Genomic DNA, 14,607 nt, shown 5'->3' with positions numbered 1-14,607 from the left:
TTACCTCACGGCTTCAGGTGAGAGCGTCGAATACGCAATTCTCCCTGAGACCAAACGCCACCCGGAGTGGCACGTTCATCAATCAGCCGGTTCAGGGCTTCAGTGACGATCAAATCAATACGTTGGCTGAAAGTGGTGAGCTGCCAGCCGGGCAAGCTGGCTTCGTCGATGTCATCGAAACCCACCACCGCCATAAATTTGTTGCCTGCACCTTCGCGCAGTGCCGCCAGCGCGCCGAGCGCGAGCACATCGTTTTCACAAAACAGCGCTTCAACTCGCTGATCGGGCGCTTGTGCGTTGAGATATTCGGTCAATACTTCGTAGCTACGTTCGCGGGCGTATTCACCGGCGGTGAGCAGCACTTCCAGCGCTAAGCCGGCTTCGTTGAGCGCAAGTTGCAAACCCTCTAAACGCAGCGTGTGATGGCTGCTGGTGGCCGGTCCCATCATGTAACCGATGCGCGTATAACCTTGCGCCAGCAGCAGTTCACCCAGCTGTTTACCCGCCTGCAATCCGTCGACATTGACCACTTCAATGCCGGGTTCGTCATTGTTACGGCACACCTGCACCAGCGGAATGTGGTGCATTTCACGCGCCACGGCGATCAGTTCATCACTCAGCACCGTGCCGAGAAACAGCATGCCATCGACCTGCAGCTGATCGGCCAGCGACAGCACCGCGCGGTAGTTTTCACCGCTACCAATATTCAGCAGCAGCGCCATGTAGCCGCGCTGCTGCAGCTGGCGGGTGACGGTGTCGAGCATCAGCATCGAGTGCGGATTTTTAAGCTCGTCGATCACCACGCCAATAATCTGTGTCTTCTTCTGTGACAGGCTGCGCGCCAGCAGGTTAGGGCGATAACCTAACTCGGTGGCAATGGCGATTACGCGTTCGCGCGCTTTCTCGGAAATGGACGCGCCGGGCGTAAAGGCACGCGACACCGTCCATTTCGAGACGCCAGCCAGTCTTGCCACATCGCTGGCGGTGGCTTTGTGGGATTTTGCGGTTGGTTTACTCATAGCACCTGCATAGGGGAAAAAGCGGAGACCCCCAGCATTGAACGTGAAACCCAACGGAAAATAAACACCTAAGCGCACGCATTTGGCGTAAAGCGCGACAATTAACTCTGTTTTTATGATGTTGCGATTATGTTTGATCTTTGCACCCGATTGCAACGTTTTTTGCAATCGGGTGCATTTCATTAACTTTTTGTGATCGCTTTCGCTGATTTGCACTTTGCCAGATTGACTAAAAAGTCGTCTTCGCCGACATTTTGCTCACCACAACGCAAGAAACATCATTAAAGGCTCACCTGAGTGGCTCATTTTGCACCCGGTAGCAAAAAGTAAAATATCAGAAAAACAATACCCAACATCTTACCTCAACCCATTTTGCACTCGGGTGCAAAATAAACAGGAGTTGTTATGCTCATCGGTGAAAAGAGTATTCCACGCCCACTGCGCTGGGCCATGATCGGCGGCGGTCGTCTTAGCCAGGTTGGTTATAAACATCGTTGCGGTGCGCTGCGTGATAACACGGCGTATCAGATGGTTGCCAGCGCCTTTGATATCGATGCCGAACGCGGCCGCGATTTCGGCGTCAACTTAGGACTCGATGCGGATCGCTGCTACGCCACTTATCAGCAGCTGCTGGCCGAAGAGGCGAAGCGTGAGGATGGCGTTGAAGTGGTATCTATCGCCACACCAAACGGTACCCATTTTGAGATCACTAAAGCGGCGCTGAATGCCGGTATTCACGTGATTTGTGAAAAACCTCTGTTCTTCACCACCGCAGAAGCGTTGGAAATCAAAGCGCTGGCGGCGGCGAAAGGACTGATCGTTGGCGTGACCTACGGTTTCTCTGGCCATCCGCTGCTAATGCAGATGCGGGCGATGATCGCCAATGGCGAAATTGGTGATGTGCGCATGGTGGAGCTGCAATACACCCACGGCTTTAGCGCTAATGACAGCGCCGACAAATTCAGCGAAGCGCAAAAATGGCGCGTCGACCCTAAGATTGCCGGTCCGTCGTTTGTGCTCGGCGATATCTCTACGCACACCTTCTACATCTCACAGCTGGTGCTGCCAGAGCTGAAAGTGAAATCGCTGCTGTGCGATCGCCAGAGCTTTATTCCGTCGCGCGCACCGCTGGAAGATAACGCCATGGTGCTGATGCATTACGACAACGGCGCGGTAGGGCGCATGTGGGCCTCATCAATCAATGCCGGTTCGATGGACAGCCAAAGCATTCGCGTGATTGGTTCACGCGCCAGTCTGGAGTGGAGCGACTACAACCCAGGCGAGCTGAAATATGAAGTGCAGGGCCAACCGAATCAGATCATGCATCACGGCATGCCGTATCTGCATGAAAGCGCTCTGGCGGATGAACGTTTGGGCGCGCTGCATACTGAAGGTCTGGCGGAATCCTGGGCCAATATCTATCTGAAATTTGCCATTGCCATTCACGCTACCCAACAGGGCGACCAAAAAACCCTCGATAACCTGATCTATCCCGATATCAACGCTGGGATTGAAGGTGTGCGCTGGATCGAAAACTGCGTGCGTTCTGCGGACAACGGCGCGAGCTGGGTTAATTACGAATAAGGATTGCCATGAAACTTTCGTTTTGTACTGATAGCCTGGGTCATCTGCCGTTTGAACAGATGCTGGATAAATTGCTGGAACTGGGTGTTTACGGCGTTGAGATGACGACCGGCGGCTGGTCACCGGCACCGCATCTGCGTACCGAAGAGTTGCTGGCGAGTGCCACACAGCGTCAACAGGTATTGCAGGCGCTGGAGAGTCGCGGCATGTCGATTGCGGCGCTGAATGTGTCGGGTAATCCGCTCGATCCGGGCGAACTGGGCAACAAGCACAAGCGCGATACTGAAAACGCGCTGGCGCTGGCCGGTGAACTGGGCGTGAAAAAAATCGTGATGATGAGCGGCCTGCCGCCCGCCAGTCCGCACGACACCATTCCAAATTGGATCACTTACACCGTGAGCTGGCCGCCGACGCTGAAAAACTGCCTCGATTATCAGTGGAATGAGGTAGCGATTCCTTACTGGCAAGGGCTGGTGCAGCGCGCCAAAAACAGCGGCGTGGAGAAGTTTGCGCTGGAGAATTTCAGTTCGATGCTGGTGTGGAATCCGGAAACCTTGTTCCGTCTACGCGACGCGGTCGGTGATATGGTCGGCCTGAACCTCGATCCCAGCCACCTGCTGTGGATGGGCGCGGACCCGATTGCCGCTGCGCGCGCGCTTGGCCCGGCGATTCATCACTGCCACGGCAAAGATGTGCGTCTGGAGCGCGGGCTGGTGGACATCAACGGTCTGCTGGAAACCAAACCGGTGGAAGATGTCGCCAATCGCGCGTGGAACTATGTTGCCGTCGGTTGCGGCCAGGATCTGCAGTGGTGGAAAGAGTTCTTCTCGGTGGTACGCATGATGGGCTACAACGATTGGGTATCGCTGGAGATGGAAGATCTCACCATGTCGGTGGAAGCGGGCGTGACCTCCTCGATTGCGGCGCTCAAGCAAACCATTAGCCAGTAATGTCAAACCCACGGCGGGCAACCGCTCGCCGTGTTCTGTACATCGAGCCCTGCCTGCCTGATAATTCGTGATTCTACCCACTATTCAGAGGCACGCCATGCTGGAAAACCACCCACAGCGCGACGAAATCAGGCTAGAGAATGTGCTGGCGGCGTTGGGCAATCCGATGCGCATGACGGTGATCAGCATTCTGGCGGACGGCGGTGAACACACCTGCGGATCGTTGCTGAAAGGCGTCTCCAAATCCACCTTAACCCATCACTGGCGCGTGCTGCGCGAAGGCGGCATTATCTGGCAGAAACCCTCTGGACGTGAAAATCTGCTGTCGCTGCGACGCGACGATCTCGACGCTCGTTTTCCGGGTTTGCTCGATTCGCTGTTAAGTGCCACCCAACAAGATCCCCTGACCCGCACCACGCTGGATGACTTCCTGGTTAAATAACCCGCGCCCGCCCAGCCAGCGTAGCCACAACCATCTGTAGTGCCGCAATCACTAACAGCAGCATCAGCGGCCACTGCCAGTTGCCGCTGACATCATGCAGCAGGCCAAAACAGAGCGGGCCCAGCGCCGCTAATCCGTAACCGACGCACTGTGCCATGCCCGACAATTTCGACGCCTGAAAATGATCATGGGTGCGCAGATTAAACAGCGACAGGCAAATCACCATTGATGCGCCAGCGCCTAGTCCCGCAAGGATCAGCCACAGCAGCGCATAATTCGGTGCCATTAACAGTCCGGCGACAGCGACAAAAATCGACAGCGAGGCGAGAAAACCAATCGCCCGCTGATCGCGCAGTTTCTTCAGTGCACTCATGCAGGCCAGATTCGAAACGATGGCCACAATTTGGTAGACGAACAGCATGCCACCCGCTTCCAGCTGGCTAATGCCGCTGTCTTGCGCAAAAGGCGTAAACCAACCAATCAGGGTGTAAAACACCAGCGACTGGCAGGCCATAAACAGCGAAACCTGCCAGCCTAAGGCCGCGCGCCACGGTGAGCGCGTTGATGTGCTATTGGCGCTGTTTTTTGCCTGAGATGCAGGCTTTTTCAGATACGGCAGCCAGGCTAGCAGCGCGACGATCGCCGGAACCAGCCACACTGCTAATGAGAGTCGCCAGCCCGCGCTGCTCAGCTCTGCCAGCGGCACCACCACGCCCGACGCAATGCTGGCGGTGATTGCCATGGTCATCGCGTACAAGCCAACATATCGCGCGGTGTGTTCGGTGAAATCACGCTTAATCAGCGGCGGCAGAAGCACGTTGGCCGCCGCAATCCCCGAACTCAGGATTATGGTTCCCGCCCACATTGCATATTCACTGCCGCTGATACGCAGAATCGATCCCAGCGTGATGAGCAGCAACGCGCCCCATAAACTGCGCTCGAGACCAAAACGGTTGCCGAACCAGGCGGCGGGTGGCGCTAAGGTTGCGAACATCAACAGAGGCAAGAAGTTGATCACGCCCGCGGCGCTGGCGCTCAGGCCAAACGTCAGCCGGATGTTTTCCAGCACCGGGCCGACTGCGGTAATTGGCGTGCGCAAGTTGGCCGCTGTGAGCAGCAGTAAGAACAGGAAAAAACCAGAACGACGCAGAGCAGGATTCGCAGATAACGCGGTGTGGGCCATATTTTCGCACCATAGCAATGAGGCAGACCGAGTCTGCTTATGGTGCGTTGGTTGACGTTAACGCTTACGCAGCGGCGATTGACCGCTGAAAGGAGGGCAATACTAACGAGTGAGTGGGGAGATGTAAAGTCGGCTAGAAGGTCCTGTACTCATCTGACAAAAGCCCACACAGAACTGAAATTCGGTTAAGTTCCTGCAAACCGCTGAGTTCTTCTGCGGACAATCTTCCACTTTTAAACACATCACCAGAATCAGGCAGGTTTTTGTCTTGTGGGCATTGTAAAACATCATTTTGAATAGCGTGTTTATAAACAGGAATTGCGGCTTGCATAAGGATGGATTAAAGATGAAAATTGTGCGCACAAACGTGATTATAGCGAGTGAGTTTATGGCCAATATTAATCTCAGAATCGATGATGATTTAAAAGCGCGTGCTTTCGCCGCGCTTGAAAAAATGGGCATTACTCCCTCAGAGGCATTGCGCCAGACCCTAGAATACATTGCTGATAATGAAAGACTGCCTTTTAAGAAAACCTTATTAAGTGATGAAGACGCCGAATTAGTGGAGATAGTGCGTGAGCGCTTACGAAATCCGCAGCCTGTAAACGTAACGCTGGATGATCTGTAATTATTTTCTCAGCTTGCGCCATCGCTCATCCGCGTCCACCTTTAGTATTTCCCTTTTCCACAAATGGACGAACAATGCTCTGGTTATGGAACGTGCTTATCTTGTTGGCAACCGTGGTGGTGATGGAAATCGTCGCGGCGCTGTCGCATAAATACATCATGCACGGTTGGGGATGGGGCTGGCATTTGTCGCACCATGAACCGCACAGCGGTAAGTTTGAGCTCAACGATCTGTATGCGGTGGTGTTTGCGGTACTGGCGATTGTGCTGATTTATGTCGGTGTGCAAGGCATGTGGCCGCTGCAGTGGATTGGTGCCGGAATGACGACGTACGGTGCGCTCTACTTCATGGTGCACGATGGTCTGGTGCATCAACGCTGGCCGTTCCGCTATATCCCGCGCAAAGGCTATCTTAAGCGCTTATACATGGCGCACCGCATGCATCATGCGGTGCGCGGGCGTGAAGGCTGCGTGTCATTTGGTTTTCTCTACGCGCCACCGCTGAATAAGCTGCAAGCCACGCTGCGCCAGCGCCACGGACGTAAGATCAACGAGGACGCTGCCACAGACCAGCCGGACGCGGTTCAGGACGAGCCACACGCGAAGTAATCGCTAAACCTGCCCCTTTCACCAGCAGCGCCAGTTTTTCACCTTTACTGGTGCGCTGCCGTGAATCCCAGGCGTTCACACCGGCGTGCTGAACTTTGACGCCAATTTCGCGATAAACGCCGCGAGCCGTAGCGATGGCCCACGCCGAGCGCAGCGGTAAACCCGGTAAACCGGATCGCGCCGAGTGATAATAGGGTTCCGCTTCCGTTACTAAACGCGCTGCCAGCGTGGCCAACGCTGCACGATGTTGCGGCGCCGTAAGCGTATTGGCGCGTAATCCTGCCTGATCGAGCCAGGATTGCGGCAGATAGCAGCGACCATTTTCGGCATCTTCGACAATATCGCGCGCAATGTTGGTGAGCTGGAACGCCAGACCTAAATCGCAGGCGTGATCGAGCACCGCTTCGTCGCGCACGCCCATCACGCGCGCCATCATCAAACCGACCACGCCCGCGACGTGATAGCAGTAGCGCAGCGTGTCATCGAAGCTCGCGTAATGTTCGTCGCGCGCATCCATGGCGAAGCCTTCCAGATGATCAAACGCCAGTTGTTGCGGCAGCTGATGAATGATCGCCACTTCCTGAAACGCCCTAAAGGCCGGTTCATCCATGTGCGCACCGCTGTAGGCGCGACGGGTTTCAATCTGTAGATGCTGCATACGTGCCTGCGCGTCTTCGACAGCATGCTGCGTGCCGCCTTCGCCCAGCGTTTGCCCATCAATCACATCGTCGCAGTGACGACACCACGCATAGAGCATCAGCGTGCTACGGCGCGTCGGTGCATCAAACAGCTTGGCGGCGGTGGCGAAACTCTTCGAGCCGACCGCCATGGTTTGCGTTACTTGCTCAAGTAAAGGCTGTCGATTCATTCGGCGCGATCCTCCAGCATCAGCCTGGCGGTGGCCTTGGCCGAACCGATCACGCCAGGCACGCCCGCGCCTGGATGCGTACCGGCACCCACGAGATAGAGATTGCTGATATCGGCATCGCGGTTATGCGGTCGGAACCAGGCGCTTTGCGTCAAAGTCGGCTCCAGCGAAAACGCCGAGCCGTGATGAGCATGCAGCGTGTCGCGAAAATCAAACGGCGTAAACATTCTGTGTGTCACTAATTGCTGACGTAATCCCGGCATGTAGTGCTGCTCCAGATAAGCAAAAATTCGATCGCGCAAGCGCGGTCCTTCCTGTTGCCAGTCGATGTCAGCGGTGCCGAGATGCGGCACCGGCGCTAACACATAAAAGCTGCCGCAGCCGGGCGGTGCCAGCGACGGATCGCTGCTGCAGGGCGCGTGCAGGTAAAGTGAAAAATCTTCTGCCAGCTGGCTGCTGTTAAAAATCTCATCGATCAACTCACGATAGCGCGGACCGAAACAGACGGTGTGATGCGCGAGCTGTTCATGCGGCTGATTAAGGCCAAAATAGAGCACAAACAGCGAGTTGCTCATGCGCTTACGCTTCAGCGATGTCGCACGTTTGATTGCCAGCGGATGATGGCGTAGCAGTTTGTCGTAGGTATGCACCACGTCGGCATTGGAGGCCACAGCGGCGGCATCGAAGCGTCGTCCGTCCTCTAACTGAACGCCGCTAATGCGATTGCCGCTGGTCTCCAGCTGGCTCACTTCGGCATTCAGTAACAGCTCGCCGCCCAGGTCCTCGAACAGTCGCGCCATGCCCTGCACCAGCGCGCCGGTGCCGCCGCGCGGAAACCACACGCCCCATTCACGCTCCAGCGCATGAATTAAGGTATAGATCGATGACGTTGCAAAAGGATTACCGCCCACCAGCAATGAGTGAAAGGAAAACGCCTGACGCAGATGATCGTCCTGAATAAATTTCGCCACCATGCTGTAGACGCTGCGCCAGGCTTGCAAACGCCCCAGCTGCGGCGCGACGCGCAGCATGTCACGCACATGCAGAAACGGCACCGTGCCGAGTTTCAGATAACCTTCTTTAAATACTTCACGCGAATAGGCGAGAAACTGACGATAGCCTTCAACATCTTGCGGATTGAACGTGGCGATCTGCTGCTCCAGCAGCGGCTGATTGTTGTCATAATCGAGCTGTTTGCCATCTTCCCAGCACAGGCGATAGAAGGGCGTTACCGGCATCAGCTCGACGTAATCGCTTAGCGATTTTCCCGCCAGCGTGAACAACTCTTCAATGGCGCTGGGATCGGTTATCACCGTTGGCCCTGCATCGAAGGTAAAGCCGCTATCTTCAAACACATAGGCGCGTCCGCCTGGTTTGTCGCGCTGCTCGAGTAAAGTGGTTGGTATGCCTGCCGCTTGCAGGCGAATCGCCAGCGCCAGGCCGCCAAAGCCTGCGCCAATCACATAAGTGCGTTTCATTTTTTCTTCCCTGGTTCGACAGAATTCAACAGCGCGCGCAGCGCTTCACCGATGGGCACCGGCGGCTTGCCGCACAGAATCCGCGCTTTATCGCGCAGGCGCAGTTGCCCGGCGTAAAAGCGGCTAATTAACCCGGCATCGAGCCGGTAAAAACGTTGCATCACGCGCCAGCGCTGCTGCGGCTTGCCGGCCAAAAACAACATGCGGTTTAGCAGACGGAAAAATCGCTGCTCGCGCCACTGCTGACGGGCAAAGCGTTCGATGTGTTGGCTGAGCGTACTGGCATCGGTGGGCAGCAGCGTGCCTACCAGCTCAGCCAGCGCCACGGCGGAAGGCAATGAGTAACCGGTGGTGGCATGAAACAGTCCGGCGCGCAGGCCGCTGCACGGCTGGCCGCGCTGCTGTTGCCAGAATCGATCAATATCGCCGCTCAGGGTAATCGGCAAAATGCCATGCTCTTCACGCAGCAGCGTGCTAAGCCGCCAGCCTTGATGTTTGGCATAGTCGGCGATGTGCTGACGAGCGGTGTTCTCCGCCAGCGTGGGCTGATTAACGTAATGGGTATCTTCAATCAGCAACCGATCGGCGCTGAGCGGCAGCGTGTAAACAAACCGATAGCCCGCTTGCTGATCGACGGTGGCATCCATCAGGATCGGCTGTTGCAGGCCGTGCGGCTGCGCCAGCTGCCACTCTTGTCCAAGAAAAACCTGATAACCCAGCTGCAGATGCGGCGTTGGTTGTAAGCCGCGACCATCAATTACCACTTGCGCATCAAGCTCACGACCATCCGCCAGCGTCACCTGCGTGGGTTTTACCTGTTGTACGGCTGTGTTTGTCCACAGATCGTCACCCATCGCCGCGTAAAGATGGCGGGCAAAATCGCCTGATGCGATGGAACAATAATCCCCGTCCAGATTGCGGCGCAGCGCAGGAAAACGCACCTGATAACCTGACCAACGCACGGTAATCAGCGGTTGCAGCCAGCGCAGCTGTTCGGCGCTGAGATCGCTGTGATGAAACGACCAGGTATGATTGCCGGCCGGATGCGCGTCGCTCTCCAGCAACAGGCATTTTAGCTGCGGCTGCAGTTGACGCAGACGTAGGGCAATCAAGCCATTCGCCAGGCCAGCACCGACCAAAATCACATCGTATTGCGTGCGCATCATGTCGCCTCCGCCAGCACAACTTGCTGCTGGCAGAGCGCCTGCTCGACGATGTCAGCCGCACGCTGGCAACCGCCTGCGCGCTGCAGTTGTGCCTGTATCGCTGACATCCGTAGCGCGTAGCGATCGTCGGTTAGCAGCTGTTGCAAATGTTGCTCCAGTTGATGAACGCGGCTGAAGCGCGATGCGCGGCGACCGACGCCATGCCACTCAATGCGCGCCGCCACGCCGGGCTGATCAAAAGCAATCGGCAGCGCCAGCATCGGCGTGCCGCATTCCAGTGCTTCCAGCGCGCTGTTTAATCCGGCATGAGTGATAAATAGATGGGCGTGCTGCAGGGCGGCGCGTTGATCGACGAAATCTGTCACCCACGCCGCGCCAGCGAGCTCCAGCTGGTGCGCCTGTTCGGTGTTCAATCCCCCGCAATGGGCGATCACCAGTGACAGCCGCAGCTGGCGGCACGCCTGCGCCAGATGCAGAAAAAGCCGGAATCGATGGCCTTGCAGCGTACCCAGCGAGGCATAAATCACCGGCTGGCGCAGCGCTGGCCAGGGCGCTTTAAGCGGCGCAACCGCAACCGGCGCGCGCAGTGGTCCGACGGCGTGATAGCAGGCGGGCAGTTGCTGACGTGGAAAATCAAAGGCCGGCACCATCTGGCTGATTTGTGCCAGCGGCGACAGGCACTGATGCAATCCGCGCCGCTCCGTCAAATTAAACGCCCGAGCGTGTTTGAGGATCACCTCGCCGTGACGACGCATGATGCGATCATAGATATCGCTGCTGGCCTGAAAACGTTTCAGCGCTTTCTCATCCTGAGCAAAACGGAAGGGCATCACCGCCAGCGGAATCCCGGCTTCACGATTGACCGGCAAGGCGCAGGCTACCGAGACAAACGGCAGATGCAGCGCTTCAGCGACCAATCCGCCTGCCGCCTCCATTTCATCGGCGATCACGCCATCGATGTTCAACGCTTTCAGTACCGCTGGCAGTTCGCGGCACAGCATATCGGTGCAGGACGCCAGATCGTTGATCACGCGAAACAGCGACAGGCCGCCCGGCGAAGCCAGCCGATGCAACACGGGCGCCAGCGATCCGGCCGGATGCGTCTGCTGGCCGACGGCAACAAATTCAATGCGTTCGTCGCTGAGCAAGGTGCGGGCATCGGCTTGCTGGATAAATGTTATGCGATGGCAGCGCGCCAGCAGCGTTTGTGCTAACGCTTGCAACGCGTGAAAGTGGCTATAAAGCGGCGGCGCGATCACCGCAAAGTGGCCCACCGGCGGAGCCGCGCTCAGTTGAACATCGCTAGCTGTTGATTAAACAGCGCGTGCATATATTGGCGAGTGGCGATGCCGCGATGGCAAGCGCAGGCAAGGTGTGCATCGGCACTACGCAGGTGATCGCGCAGGCGACGTTCCGCGCCGTCAGCACCGAGCATCTGTACCAGCGTGGATTTGCCCTGATCCTGATGCACATCTTTACCGGTGTGTTTGCAGCCGTCGGCGAGGTCGTCGAGCAGCTGAAACGCCTGGCCCAAATCCTGGGCGAAGAAGCTAAGGCGTTGCCGCACCTGCGGTGAAGCGTCAGCGGCAATCGCCGCCATTTGCAGCGTAGCGCGAAACAGCACGCTGGTTTTCAGTTCGTTGGTCAGGGCGATCGCTTCTGGACTGCGGCTCTGTGCACCGTCGTGCAGATCCTGGAATTGTCCTTGCACCAAGCCCTGCAGGCCGACGGCAGCGGAGAGTTCAGCAATCGCTTCAGATTTATGCACGGCAGGCAAACCGGGTGCAATGGCAATCACTTCAAATGCGCGGCTCAGCAGCGCGATGGCAGCAAGAATCGCCACGTTTTCACCAAATTCGCGATGCACGGTAGGGCGACCACGACGCATCTGCGCGTTATCCATCGAGGGAATGTCATCCAGAATCAGCGATGCCGCATGTACCATTTCCACTGCACAGGCGAGATCGAGAACGCCATTTTGCGTCAGCTCGCAACCCATATCGCGCGCTGCCAGCAGCAGTAATAAAGGACGGATGCGCTTGCCCTGCGCCAGCGTACCGGCACGCATCGCGGCACGCACGCGATCGCTTTGCTGTCCGGCAGGCAGTAAATGTTCGAGATGCGCCTGTAAAATTTGCTGCAGCTGAAGGAGTTCGCTTGTTTGATGTGCTGTGGTGTCGACATGGGTGGTCATAATGGCTATCCATGGTTGGTGAATTTTTTATGCTTTTTGATTAACCGTAGACTGCGTAAGGTGAGTTCGCCAGCGAGGGCCTTGACTTTGTAGGGTTCGCATTCATGCGCACCCGGTAAATATCGTTAATAACGCTATGCGTGATCTTATTAGCGAAATAAGTAACAGCAACGCCGTAACATAAATAACTCCGTTAGGATGGTGGTAAATAAATACCGCTAATGGACAATATAATGACGAATACCAAACCTGCCGTACTGATTATTCAGCCGGTCATGCCTCAGTTAGATGAAAAGCTCACGCAACATTTCCACTGCCATCGCTTATATGAGCAACAAGACGCAGCGCTATTTATTCAGCAGCATGGCAAAGCAATCAAAGCCATCGTTACGCGTGGCGATGTTGGGGTTGAAACAGCTTTGCTTGAGCAATTGCCCGAGTGTAAAGCCATCGCTGTATTCGGCGTCGGCACCGATCGTATCGACCTGAAATACACGGCTGCACACGATATTCAGGTCAGCATTACGCGCGATATTCTGACCGATGATGTCGCCGATTTGGCGCTGACGTTAACGCTGGCTTTCTCGCGTAATTTGGTGGCTTACCATCAGTTTGCCAAATCCGGTGCATGGGAAAATAACGGCGTTGAGCTCTCCAGCCGCGCCAGCGGAAAAAGAATCGGTATCGCCGGGTTGGGCGCGATTGGCTTAGCCATTGCGCGCCGTGCTGAAGCGTTTGGCATGGAGGTGGCGTATACCGCACGTTCAGCAAAAGACGTCAGCTATAAGCGCTGTGACACCATTGAGCAACTGGCTGCCTTTAGTGATTTTCTGGTGCTGGCACTGCCGGGCAGCAAAGAGAATTTCCAGCTGGTCAACGCTAAGGTACTGGCGGCGCTCGGCAAACAGGGCGTAGTGATCAACATTGCGCGTGGCACAGTAATCCATGAACCCGACCTGATCGCGGCATTGCAGCAGGGAACCATTAAAGGTGCCGCGCTGGATGTTTATCCGGATGAGCCGAAAATTAATCCCGCGCTACGTGAACTGGATAATGTGCTGTTAACACCGCATATTGCCAGCGCAACTCATGAAACGCGTGCGCAAATGACCAATAATGTGCTGGAGAATTTGCTGGCCTATTTCGCCGATGGGAAGATTCTGACATCGGTATAATTTAAGTATCCGGATTAAGATGAAATTATTATATCCAGATAAATTATCCCTATTTAGTAATAGCAATTTTCGCTCAGCCAGGCTGTTATGATAGCGGCACTTAATTCAGGAGCCCATTATGACAGCACAGAAAATTGCCATTATTGGCGGCGGCGTTATCGGATTAGCGGTGGCGCGCGCCTTAGCGTTGCAGGGCGTTGAAGTCACCGTTTTCGAACAACAACACATTGGTGCGGGCACCAGCAGCACCACGTTTGCCTGGGTGAACTCCAACGGCAAACAGCCGCAAAGTTATCACCTGCTTAATGCGCTCTCGATGGAAGAGCATCTCAAACTGCAGCACGCGCAGCCGAACGGATTGCGCTGGCTCGAAACCGGTGGCACCTGGGAATGGGCCGCCGAGGGCGATGCGCAACAACGTTTGCTTCAGCGCGCCACGTCGCTGCAATCGGCGGGTTATGCGGCGCGTGAAGTGTCGCCCGCAGATGTGTTGCGCGATATCCCGGAGCTGCGGGCGCAGGCCATCAGCGGCAGCGTGTGGCATTTTCCGACAGAATCGGTGCTGCATCCGGCGCTCTATCTGGCGCGCTTATGGTCCGAAGCGAAAGCGCGCGGCGCGCTGCTGTATCAGCATCAACACATTAAAAGCATCAGCGAAAGTGCCGATCGCGTTACGCTGGATCTGGAAAACGGCGAGCAGTGGCAGGGCGATCGTGTGGTGTTAGCCACCGGACGCTGGGCCAATCAGCTGCTCAATTCACTCGGACTCAACCTGGCGTTGCTTGATACCAGCAAACCGAACGCGGTGGCCTGCAGTTTTCTGGTGCGCACTGCGCCGCAGCCGCTATCGCTCAATGCCAATCTCATTTCTCCGCAACTCAACGTGCGCCCGGACGGCGGCGGACGTTTGCTGCTGCAAGCCTTAGAATTGGATCATTTGGCCGATTCAGCTGCGCCACCGTCGAACACCGGTGATATCGCCGCGCAGTTCCGTGCGCGTTATCACGCGCTGTTTGCGGATGCGGGCGAGTTGCAAATTGAACAAATCGTTGTAGGCCAACGTGCCCGACCTGCTGATGGTTTACCGGCAATCGGTTATGTCACTGCGCATCAGCGCGTCTATGTGGCGGTGACGCACAGCGGCATCACGCTTTCGCCATTGATTGGCAAGCTGGTGGCTGAAGAGCTCGTCAGCGATGTAGTAAGTGAACTGCTCAGTGATTTTCGCCCGCAACGTCTGCTGGGTAAAAGCGTGGAAGAGTTTGCGCCGATAAAGCGTAATTTCCCGGCGGCGCAATAACGCAGCGAGACA

14 protein-coding genes are annotated in these 14,607 nt (G+C 56.2%); 7 read left to right on the top strand and 7 right to left on the bottom strand.

Translation table 11 applies throughout. The features are described 5' to 3' along the window. Positions 1 to 5 precede the first annotated feature (5 nt). Positions 6 to 1,019: a LacI family DNA-binding transcriptional regulator gene (locus BM323_RS14845; protein WP_052026014.1), complete on the bottom strand. Its 1,014-nt coding sequence runs from the start codon at positions 1,017 to 1,019 to the stop codon at positions 6 to 8. Positions 1,020 to 1,424: 405 nt separating this feature from the next. On the opposite strand from BM323_RS14845, the gene BM323_RS14840 reads away from it, so the two are divergent. From BM323_RS14840 to BM323_RS14830, 3 genes are all read left to right on the top strand, one after another. Further along, positions 1,425 to 2,603 carry a Gfo/Idh/MocA family protein gene (locus tag BM323_RS14840; RefSeq protein ID WP_008108027.1) on the top strand — a complete coding sequence of 393 codons (1,179 nt, stop codon included), beginning with the start codon at positions 1,425 to 1,427 and terminating at the stop codon, positions 2,601 to 2,603. 8 nt (positions 2,604 to 2,611) lie between these two features. Further along, the gene (locus BM323_RS14835) at positions 2,612 to 3,553 is read left to right on the top strand and encodes a sugar phosphate isomerase/epimerase family protein (RefSeq protein WP_008108028.1); all 942 of its coding nucleotides are present in this window, start codon (positions 2,612 to 2,614) and stop codon (positions 3,551 to 3,553) included. 97 nt (positions 3,554 to 3,650) lie between these two features. Further along, entirely contained in the window at positions 3,651 to 3,995 is a 345-nt protein-coding gene (locus BM323_RS14830; RefSeq protein WP_008108029.1) for an ArsR/SmtB family transcription factor, read from the top strand. Here the strand turns inward: BM323_RS14830 and BM323_RS14825 are convergent. Beyond that, positions 3,988 to 5,178, bottom strand: a complete 1,191-nt coding sequence (locus tag BM323_RS14825; RefSeq protein WP_008108030.1) for an MFS transporter — start codon at positions 5,176 to 5,178, stop codon at positions 3,988 to 3,990. The two genes, BM323_RS14830 and BM323_RS14825, sit on opposite strands and share 8 nt — an antisense overlap. Before the next feature lie 388 nt (positions 5,179 to 5,566). Between BM323_RS14825 and BM323_RS14820 the strand changes: the two genes are divergently transcribed. Together BM323_RS14820 and BM323_RS14815 are read left to right on the top strand one after the other, a co-directional pair. Beyond that, positions 5,567 to 5,806 carry a type II toxin-antitoxin system RelB/DinJ family antitoxin gene (locus BM323_RS14820; RefSeq protein ID WP_036649391.1) on the top strand — a complete coding sequence of 80 codons (240 nt, stop codon included), beginning with the start codon at positions 5,567 to 5,569 and terminating at the stop codon, positions 5,804 to 5,806. Positions 5,807 to 5,880: 74 nt separating this feature from the next. Continuing rightward, positions 5,881 to 6,414, top strand: coding sequence for a sterol desaturase family protein (locus tag BM323_RS14815; protein WP_008108032.1), 534 nt, complete (start codon positions 5,881 to 5,883; stop codon positions 6,412 to 6,414). Here BM323_RS14815 and crtB read toward each other — a convergent pair. From crtB to BM323_RS14790, 5 genes are read right to left on the bottom strand one after another with little or no spacing between them, the layout of a single operon-like run. Beyond that, positions 6,353 to 7,282 (bottom strand): 15-cis-phytoene synthase CrtB, encoded by a 930-nt coding sequence (gene crtB, locus BM323_RS14810; protein WP_008108035.1) that lies wholly within the window; start codon positions 7,280 to 7,282, stop codon positions 6,353 to 6,355. The two genes, BM323_RS14815 and crtB, sit on opposite strands and share 62 nt — an antisense overlap. Next, positions 7,279 to 8,760: a phytoene desaturase gene (locus BM323_RS14805; RefSeq protein ID WP_008108038.1), complete on the bottom strand. Its 1,482-nt coding sequence runs from the start codon at positions 8,758 to 8,760 to the stop codon at positions 7,279 to 7,281. Before BM323_RS14805 ends, crtB begins: the two co-directional genes overlap by 4 nt. Continuing rightward, on the bottom strand, positions 8,757 to 9,923 hold the full coding sequence (gene crtY, locus BM323_RS14800; RefSeq protein WP_036649394.1) for a lycopene beta-cyclase CrtY: 1,167 nt from the start codon (positions 9,921 to 9,923) through the stop codon (positions 8,757 to 8,759). Before crtY ends, BM323_RS14805 begins: the two co-directional genes overlap by 4 nt. After that, positions 9,923 to 11,200 carry a glycosyltransferase gene (locus tag BM323_RS14795; RefSeq protein ID WP_008108042.1) on the bottom strand — a complete coding sequence of 426 codons (1,278 nt, stop codon included), beginning with the start codon at positions 11,198 to 11,200 and terminating at the stop codon, positions 9,923 to 9,925. The genes crtY and BM323_RS14795 overlap by 1 nt, the downstream gene beginning before the upstream one ends. A gap of 14 nt (positions 11,201 to 11,214) precedes the next feature. Further along, positions 11,215 to 12,120, bottom strand: coding sequence for a polyprenyl synthetase family protein (locus BM323_RS14790; RefSeq protein WP_008108045.1), 906 nt, complete (start codon positions 12,118 to 12,120; stop codon positions 11,215 to 11,217). 233 nt (positions 12,121 to 12,353) lie between these two features. Here BM323_RS14790 and BM323_RS14785 point away from each other — a divergent pair, with 233 nt between their 5' ends. Next, positions 12,354 to 13,295, top strand: a complete 942-nt coding sequence (locus tag BM323_RS14785) for a 2-hydroxyacid dehydrogenase (RefSeq protein ID WP_008108051.1) — start codon at positions 12,354 to 12,356, stop codon at positions 13,293 to 13,295. 118 nt (positions 13,296 to 13,413) lie between these two features. Then, on the top strand, positions 13,414 to 14,595 hold the full coding sequence (locus BM323_RS14780) for an NAD(P)/FAD-dependent oxidoreductase (RefSeq protein WP_008108054.1): 1,182 nt from the start codon (positions 13,414 to 13,416) through the stop codon (positions 14,593 to 14,595). The last annotated feature ends 12 nt before the right edge of the window (positions 14,596 to 14,607 follow it).

Source organism: Pantoea sp. YR525 (assembly GCF_900116775.1).
Taxonomy (GTDB): Bacteria; Pseudomonadota; Gammaproteobacteria; order Enterobacterales; family Enterobacteriaceae; genus Pantoea; species Pantoea symbiotica.
The sequence above is the reverse complement of the archived record's forward strand: the minus strand, read 5'-3'. Positions and strand labels throughout refer to the sequence as shown.

Coding starts and splice junctions, on each gene's coding strand:
- BM323_RS14820 (WP_036649391.1), top strand. CDS start 5,567: ATGGCCAATATTAATCTCAGAATCGATGATGATTTAAAAGCGCGTGCT.
- BM323_RS14825 (WP_008108030.1), bottom strand. CDS start 5,178: ATGGCCCACACCGCGTTATCTGCGAATCCTGCTCTGCGTCGTTCTGGT.
- BM323_RS14815 (WP_008108032.1), top strand. CDS start 5,881: ATGCTCTGGTTATGGAACGTGCTTATCTTGTTGGCAACCGTGGTGGTG.
- crtY (WP_036649394.1), bottom strand. CDS start 9,923: ATGCGCACGCAATACGATGTGATTTTGGTCGGTGCTGGCCTGGCGAAT.
- BM323_RS14785 (WP_008108051.1), top strand. CDS start 12,354: ATGACGAATACCAAACCTGCCGTACTGATTATTCAGCCGGTCATGCCT.
- BM323_RS14845 (WP_052026014.1), bottom strand. CDS start 1,019: ATGAGTAAACCAACCGCAAAATCCCACAAAGCCACCGCCAGCGATGTG.
- BM323_RS14780 (WP_008108054.1), top strand. CDS start 13,414: ATGACAGCACAGAAAATTGCCATTATTGGCGGCGGCGTTATCGGATTA.
- BM323_RS14790 (WP_008108045.1), bottom strand. CDS start 12,120: ATGACCACCCATGTCGACACCACAGCACATCAAACAAGCGAACTCCTT.
- BM323_RS14840 (WP_008108027.1), top strand. CDS start 1,425: ATGCTCATCGGTGAAAAGAGTATTCCACGCCCACTGCGCTGGGCCATG.
- crtB (WP_008108035.1), bottom strand. CDS start 7,282: ATGAATCGACAGCCTTTACTTGAGCAAGTAACGCAAACCATGGCGGTC.
- BM323_RS14835 (WP_008108028.1), top strand. CDS start 2,612: ATGAAACTTTCGTTTTGTACTGATAGCCTGGGTCATCTGCCGTTTGAA.
- BM323_RS14805 (WP_008108038.1), bottom strand. CDS start 8,760: ATGAAACGCACTTATGTGATTGGCGCAGGCTTTGGCGGCCTGGCGCTG.
- BM323_RS14830 (WP_008108029.1), top strand. CDS start 3,651: ATGCTGGAAAACCACCCACAGCGCGACGAAATCAGGCTAGAGAATGTG.